This is a genomic window from Moraxella sp. CTOTU49097, assembly GCF_032064105.1.
Lineage (GTDB): Bacteria > Pseudomonadota > Gammaproteobacteria > Pseudomonadales > Moraxellaceae > Faucicola > Faucicola osloensis_B.
On record NZ_DAMBOA010000007.1, the window covers coordinates 127488 to 134458 of the forward strand.

The window sequence follows — 6971 nt, forward strand, 5'->3', positions numbered from 1 at the left end:
CATGACTTACTATCAACCAAGGGGAAACTAAATGACAACTTTTGCACTTTCACCCACTGCCGTAGCAATGCAACAACCAGCTGCTGAGCCGTATGTTAAAGATCCTGTGTTACTCAAAAAAGCCGCCAAAGCCAGTTTTATTGGTAACTTTGTCGAGTGGTTTGATTACGCATCGTATGGCTATTTTGCCACTGTCATCGCTAGCGTATTTTTTGCTAAAACCGATGCAACCGTCGCATTGATATCAACTTATGCAATTTTTGCGCTATCCTTTATTGTCCGTCCGTTTGGGGGTATTTTTTGGGGACATATTGGCGATAAATACGGTCGAAAAGCGGCTTTATCTTGGTCGATTTTGATTATGTCGGGTGCTACTTTCTTAATCGGATTGTTGCCAAGTTATGCCACCGTGGGTATCTTGGCCCCTGTGTTGTTGTTATTGTTACGCATGATTCAAGGTTTTTCAGCCTCAGGAGAGTACGCAGGGGCATCAGCATTTATGGCGGAGTATGCGCCGCCCGACAAAAAAGGGTTTTATACCAGTATCGTACCTGCCAGTACATCCGCGGGTCTATTACTGGGCTCACTGATTGCGGCAGCTATGACCGCCTTTATGGATGCTGACTTTGTACAAACTTGGGGCTGGCGTATTCCGTTTTTATTGGCTGCACCACTGGGTTTGGTAGGTCGATATATGCGGTTGAATCTTGAAAAGACCCCGGCTTTTAAGGCGTTTGAAGAAAGCACCATTGAAAAACCGGTGCCAATCAAAAATTTGTTTGCCAACCATAAAAAAACCTTGTGCATTGCGTTTATGTTATGTAGTTTGAATGCGGTGGCTTTTTACTTAATCCTAAGCTATATGCCGACTTATTTATCGACCCAAATGCACATCAATGAAACGCAGTCGCTGCTAGCTGCCTCCATTTCATTAGTCGCTTATATCGGTATGATTTTCACCATGGGTAAACTGTCAGACAAATACGGTCGCAAAACCATGCTAATAATCGCATCTGTGTTGTTTATCGCGTTGACAGTGCCTTTGTTTCATATGCTAAGCCTGGGTGGGTTTTTAACCATTGTGTTGATTCAACTGGTGTTCTCGCTGTTATTATCCGTCAATGACGGTACACTACCGGCATTTTTAAGCGAGATTTTCCCAGTCGAGGTGCGTTATTCAGGTTTTGCTTTCACTTTTAACTCAGCCAATGCGCTACTTGGCGGCACAACCCCCTTGATGGCAACTTGGTTAATGAGCAAAACAGGCAGTCAAATCGCGCCAGCTTGGTTATTGGTGATAGCAAGCGTAATCGCGCTGGTAGCAACGGTGATGTATAAAAAATCCGATAGTGTGTCGATGTTAGAAAAAGGTTAGAAAGAAGTTAAAAAGACGTTAGAAAAATAATTGATTAACCACGGTTATCAATAACCCCATGAAGTTAATTTAAGTTTTTTTCCAAAGTGGTTTTAGCCAACCTTGTTTGCTAGAATCACTTTTTTTATCCCCCATTTTTTAGGAATTGCCAGTGACTCGTAAACCTGCTTTCGCTACCAACCAATCCCCTAACACGCGCAATCATGCGACGATGGGTGGCTTGCAAGTCATTGTGGCGGCTATCTGTTGGGGCACGCTGGGTATCTTTACTACCTATCTACATCAACTGGGTTTTGATAGTGTGCAAATTGCCATTTTAAGAGTGGTGACCGCTGCTATGATGCTACTGATGTTATTGCCATCGTTGTGGACGTCTATTAGGCGGTTATCAGTCGGCGAGATATTACAGTTGAGCTTGCAATCGTTGATTGGTGTGTTAGGCATGACGGTTTGCTATTTTATCGCGGTCAATTTTGTGGGCGCGGGCATTGCGGTATCGCTACTGTATACGGCGCCGATTTTTAGTTTGGTATTGGCATTTTTTTTATTAAAAGAACCGATAACAAAAAAATCATTTACCTTAGCTTGCATCGCGGTATTGGGCGTGGCACTGACAACGCTCAGTGAGAACTTTACATTGAGTTGGGGGATTGTGTTTGGTCTATTGTCTGGGGTGTGCTATTCACTGTATGGCATTTTAGGAAAAAAAGCCTTACACAAACACTATCCACCGACCTTGGTGTTTTTTAGCTCGGTGGTGATTAGTGCGATAGCTTTATTATTACTACCGATGACCTATCAAACCTATGCCAAAGCGTTTACCATGCCTGCTATCACTTGGTTGTGGGTGATGGGGCTAAGCCTAGTGGGTACCGTGATTCCGTTTTTTTTGTATATGTCAGCCCTGCACAAACTCCCTGCGACCAAAGCCTCGGTATTCACTGTGTTTGAGCCGTTTACCGCGATTGTATTGTCGATCGTATTACTGCACCAATCGCTCAATGGCATGCAGTACTCAGGGATGGTATTAATTCTTTTAGCCACCCTCCTAAACTCTATCAAATTGCCCATGCAGCGTCAGCGGCAACTCACAGAAGTCGATACTCAAGTCTAATAACAGCCCACCACTGTGTAAACATCCCTGATTTGGGCTTCACCATATTGGTATCAATGCTCACAGCACCAATGTGGCACAGCCCTTGCATTCTATAAAAACATATATTTTTCATATAGTTAGATAGATATGGCTTGGCACTCAGTCCTTACTTTAGCTTTTGACGCCCAACATGCGGGTGAGCATGCGCGCACCAATTTGGTACAACGCCACCACCAAGGCGCCTTGCGGGTACAAAAAGCCTTGTATCCTGAAAGCGGTGAACAGCAAGGTATTTGTCATGTCATTATGCTGTATCCGCCTGCCGGCATTGCCTTAGGCGATAAACTCGATATTGAGATTGGCGTAAAACATCACGCTCACGCCGTGATTACCACGCCCGGGGCAAACAAATGGTACGGCAATTTACCAAGTTACACCGCTAACAAGCAAACCGATGACAGTGCACCAATCGAAAAAACTCAAAAAACCCAAAAATCTCAAAAAACCCAAGAAAATTCAAATAGTTATGCTGCGCAAAATGTCACGGTTTATCTACAAGATGACAGCCGTTTTGAATGGCTACCGCAAGAAAACTGTTTTTATAACGCAAGTTTTGCCCATGCCACCAATCAGTTTTTTATCAGCCCAGCTGCCAGTGTTATCGCTTGGGAAATTAACCTGTTAGGGCGAGAGCATCATGGCGAGCGCTACAGTACAGGCGAGATGCGGTTATCAAATCTATTTTGGCGCGTGGATGAGCAGCCCAAATTGCTGCTTGCTGATACCTTACATCACTGTGCCGAACACGATTGGTATCGCTCACCCGTAGGTCTCAATAACCACAGCGTCTTTGCCAGCTTATGGGTTGTGCCAAGTGTTGCTGCGCAAAAACAGCTGATTGAATGGGTCAAGCAATTACGTTTATTTATCGACCACCATAGCTTGCCTGTCTCTTGCACCCAAACAGGGGAGGTGATGATTATTCGCTATTTGGGTGATGATGTCCGCCAATGTTTTAACAGTTTTGGTGCAGTCCGTGGTGAGATTCGCACTTTAATGTGGCAACAAGCCAGTCATTTGCCCCGAATTTGGGCAACCTAGTGGCAGTGAAGGTCTAATTTTTAACACTGAAAAAAATAGTTGGAGTAACCCATGCATTTAACCCCCGCCGAAAAAGATAAATTACTCATTTTTACCGCAGGACTGGTTGCCGAGCGCCGTAAACAACGTGGCTTAAAACTTAACTATCCAGAAGCGATTGCCTATATCAGTATGTTGGTACTCGAAGGGGCAAGAGAGGGTAAAACAGTGGCACAGTTAATGGGCGAAGGCACCACGTGGCTGACGGGTGAGGATGTGATGGAGGGCATCGCCGAGATGATTGACGATGTACAAGTGGAAGCCACCTTTCCCGATGGTACCAAACTGGTGACCATTCACCAACCGATTGTGTAATTTAAACAGTATAAGGGGTAAACCATGAAAGTTGGCGAATACAAGCTAAAAGACCAAGCCATTATCCTTAATGAAGGACGCGCCGTCCAAACTATTTTGGTCAAAAACACCGGCGACAGACCGATTCAAATCGGCTCTCACTACCATTTTGCCGAAGCCAATGACGCACTGGCGTTTGACCGTGACAAGGCGCTTGGGTTTCGCTTAAATATCTTATCGGGTACAGCAGTGCGCTTTGAGCCCGGGCAAGCGCGGACAGTTGAATTGGTCGAGTTTGGTGGCAATAAGGCGATTTTTGGATTTGCTGGGCGGGTGATGGGGCAAGCTACCACATCTGTGGATACCGCGAGCTTACCAAAATCAAAAAAAACCGTACCCCGCCAAATGTATGCCGAGCATTTTGGCCTAACCGTGGGCGATAAACTGCGTCTGGCTGATACCGAGCTGTGGCTCGAAGTGGAAAAAGACTTTACCAGCTATGGTGAAGAGGTCAAATTCGGTGGTGGTAAAGTGATTCGTGATGGCATGGGGCAAGGGCAGCGCCCGTTTGCCGAAGTGGCTGACACCGTGATTACCAACGCGCTTATTTTGGATTATACCGGGATTTATAAAGCTGATGTGGCGATTAAAGACAGCCGAATTTGGGCGATCGGCAAGGCGGGCAACCCCGATGTTCAATCCAATGTCACCATCGCCATTGGCGCAAGCACCGAGATTATTGCAGGTGAAGGCAAAATTTTGACCGCGGGCGGGATTGACACCCATATTCACTTTATCGCGCCACAGCAGGCGGAAGTTGCCTTGATGTCTGGGGTAACCACCATGATTGGTGGTGGTTCAGGGCCTGCCCAAGGCACACTTGCCACCACCTGCACCAACGGCAAATACCATATCGAAACCATGCTCAAAGCCCTTGATGATATGCCCATGAACATTGGGCTACTGGGCAAAGGCAATGTCAGCTTGCCGCAGCCGATTGTCGAGCAAATCGAAGCGGGCGTGGTCGGGCTAAAACTGCATGAAGACTGGGGCACCACGCCGCAAGCGATTGATAACTGCTTGAGCGTTGCCGAAGAGTATGATGTGCAAGTGGCGATTCATACCGATACGCTTAACGAAAGTGGCTATCTAGAAAGCACGCTAAATGCCTTTAAAGACCGCTGTATTCACACCTTTCACACCGAAGGCGCAGGCGGCGGGCACGCCCCTGATATTTTGCGGGCGATTGGCGAGCCACATGTGTTGCCGTCTTCGACCAACCCCACGCGTCCGTTTACCATCAACACCATCGATGAGCATCTCGACATGCTGATGGTCTGTCACCATTTGAGCCCTGCGATTGCCGAAGATATCGCCTTTGCTGAGAGCCGTATACGCCAAGAAACCATCGCCGCTGAAGATATTTTGCATGATTTGGGGGCAATCTCCATGATGAGTAGCGACTCGCAAGCGATGGGACGAGTGGGCGAGGTGATTATCCGCACTTGGCAAACGGCGGATAAAATGAAGCGCCAACGCGGATTTTTAGCACCCGATACAGTGAGCCAAAATGCGTCTAACAGTGAGCTTCATGACATCGACCCAGTGACCGAAGGTACAGTGAGAGAAGATACAGCGATAGAAAATGACAATTTTCGCATCAAACGCTATATCGCCAAATACACCATTAATCCTGCCATTACCCACGGTATTGCCGAGGAAGTCGGTTCGGTAGAAGTCGGTAAATGGGCGGATTTGGTGCTATGGTCGCCCAAATTCTTTGGGGTCAAACCTGACACGATTTTAAAAGGTGGTAGCATCGCCGCTTACCCGATGGGCGATATCAATGCCTCCATCCCAACCCCGCAGCCGGTGCATTATCGTCCGATGTTCGCAAGCCTTGGCAAAGCCACACACCAAACCAGTATCACCTTTGTATCCAAAATCGCCTTTGACAACCATATCCAACACAAGCTCGGTTTGCAAAAAGTGATTCGCCCTGTACAGGGTATTCGGAACATTCGCAAAAAAGATATGCGGTTTAATAGCTATTGCCCGGAGATGTCGATCAACCCAGAAACCTATGAAGTACGTGCCGATGGTCAGCTTCTCACTTGCGAGCCGTCGGCTGTGTTGCCAATGGCACAGCGGTATTTCTTATTTTAAAAGTGATTTTAGCTATGAATGCCAATGTGATGACTAAAACCGAACAATCTCATCTACTCTGTGATGGATGTGGCAGTGAGTTTTTTAAAAATGTATCGCCAAAGCAAAATCTTTGCCCAAACTAATCGCATTTACTCTATGGGCTTAACAACTGTGAACATCAATTTAAAGAGGGTCACTGTCAACAATGCGGTTGTTATGGGCAAACTTCTGAGTAGGTAGAAAATTTAACAAAGGATAATAATGAAAATTTATAATCAGCGAGTGCAACAGTTAACTCATCAACAGCAAGCAGATTTGGTCAACCAACAAGCAAACGGGCAGTTTTTGCAGCTCGATTTTGACACGCGCCAGCGGTCACGCTTTCGTGCCACCCTGCAAAATGGTGAAGTGGTCGGTATCGACCTACCACGCACAGGTACACTCAAAGACGGCGATGTGGTACAAAATGCGTCAGGCGACATGATACAAATTTTTGCCAAACCGCAAACCCTTACCAAAGTCAGCGCCGACAATGCCTTTGAACTGATGCGCGGGGCGTATCATTTGGGCAATCGTCATGTCCCACTGATGCTCGTTGAGCAGGGTCAAGCGCAGCATGCCTTGTACTTTGAGCCTGATTATGTGCTTGCCGATATGCTAGTGAAATTAGGCTTAACCGTGAGCGAGGTGGAACATGCTTTTGAACCCGAAACAGGGGCGTATGGGCATGGCGGGCATTCACATGGGCATGATAATCGGTTAAGCCACGCAGATACGCAAAGCACAATCGTCGGTGATTTAACCAAAGCCACGTTTTTTTCATGAAAACGATAACAACAACGTCGCACCTTACACAGAAGACACCGCCACAACAATTGCTTAAGCTGATGATGCTGGCGTCGAGCAATTTGCCGATTG

Annotated in this window: 6 protein-coding genes; all 6 read left to right on the forward strand. The window is 46.7% G+C overall.

Annotated features, from left to right (window positions below):
• The first annotated feature begins 67 nt into the window (after positions 1–67).
• The 6 genes from RT064_RS06455 (at position 68) to ureE (ending at position 6878) form a co-directional block, all read left to right on the forward strand.
• Complete coding sequence (locus RT064_RS06455) at positions 68–1375, forward strand: MFS transporter (protein WP_313062525.1); 1308 nt, start codon at positions 68–70, stop codon at positions 1373–1375.
• 151 nt (positions 1376–1526) lie between these two features.
• The gene (locus RT064_RS06460) at positions 1527–2489 is read left to right on the forward strand and encodes a DMT family transporter (RefSeq protein WP_313062513.1); all 963 of its coding nucleotides are present in this window, start codon (positions 1527–1529) and stop codon (positions 2487–2489) included.
• Positions 2490–2618: 129 nt separating this feature from the next.
• On the forward strand, positions 2619–3572 hold the full coding sequence (locus RT064_RS06465) for an urease accessory protein UreD (protein WP_313062514.1): 954 nt from the start codon (positions 2619–2621) through the stop codon (positions 3570–3572).
• Between the two features lie 51 nt (positions 3573–3623).
• Positions 3624–3926, forward strand: coding sequence for an urease subunit gamma (gene ureA / locus RT064_RS06470; RefSeq protein WP_309577455.1), 303 nt, complete (start codon positions 3624–3626; stop codon positions 3924–3926).
• Between the two features lie 24 nt (positions 3927–3950).
• A complete protein-coding gene (gene ureC / locus RT064_RS06475; protein WP_313062515.1) occupies positions 3951–6071 on the forward strand; it encodes an urease subunit alpha in 2121 nt (706 codons plus the stop codon).
• A gap of 243 nt (positions 6072–6314) precedes the next feature.
• Positions 6315–6878 (forward strand): urease accessory protein UreE, encoded by a 564-nt coding sequence (ureE, locus tag RT064_RS06480; RefSeq protein WP_313062516.1) that lies wholly within the window; start codon positions 6315–6317, stop codon positions 6876–6878.
• Positions 6879–6971: the final 93 nt, after the last annotated feature.

Bases quoted from the DNA above. Each gene is read 5' to 3' on its own strand.
- RT064_RS06465 (WP_313062514.1), top strand. From the start codon at position 2,619: ATGGCTTGGCACTCAGTCCTTACTTTAGCTTTTGACGCCCAACATGCG.
- ureC (WP_313062515.1), top strand. From the start codon at position 3,951: ATGAAAGTTGGCGAATACAAGCTAAAAGACCAAGCCATTATCCTTAAT.
- ureE (WP_313062516.1), top strand. From the start codon at position 6,315: ATGAAAATTTATAATCAGCGAGTGCAACAGTTAACTCATCAACAGCAA.
- ureA (WP_309577455.1), top strand. From the start codon at position 3,624: ATGCATTTAACCCCCGCCGAAAAAGATAAATTACTCATTTTTACCGCA.
- RT064_RS06455 (WP_313062525.1), top strand. From the start codon at position 68: ATGCAACAACCAGCTGCTGAGCCGTATGTTAAAGATCCTGTGTTACTC.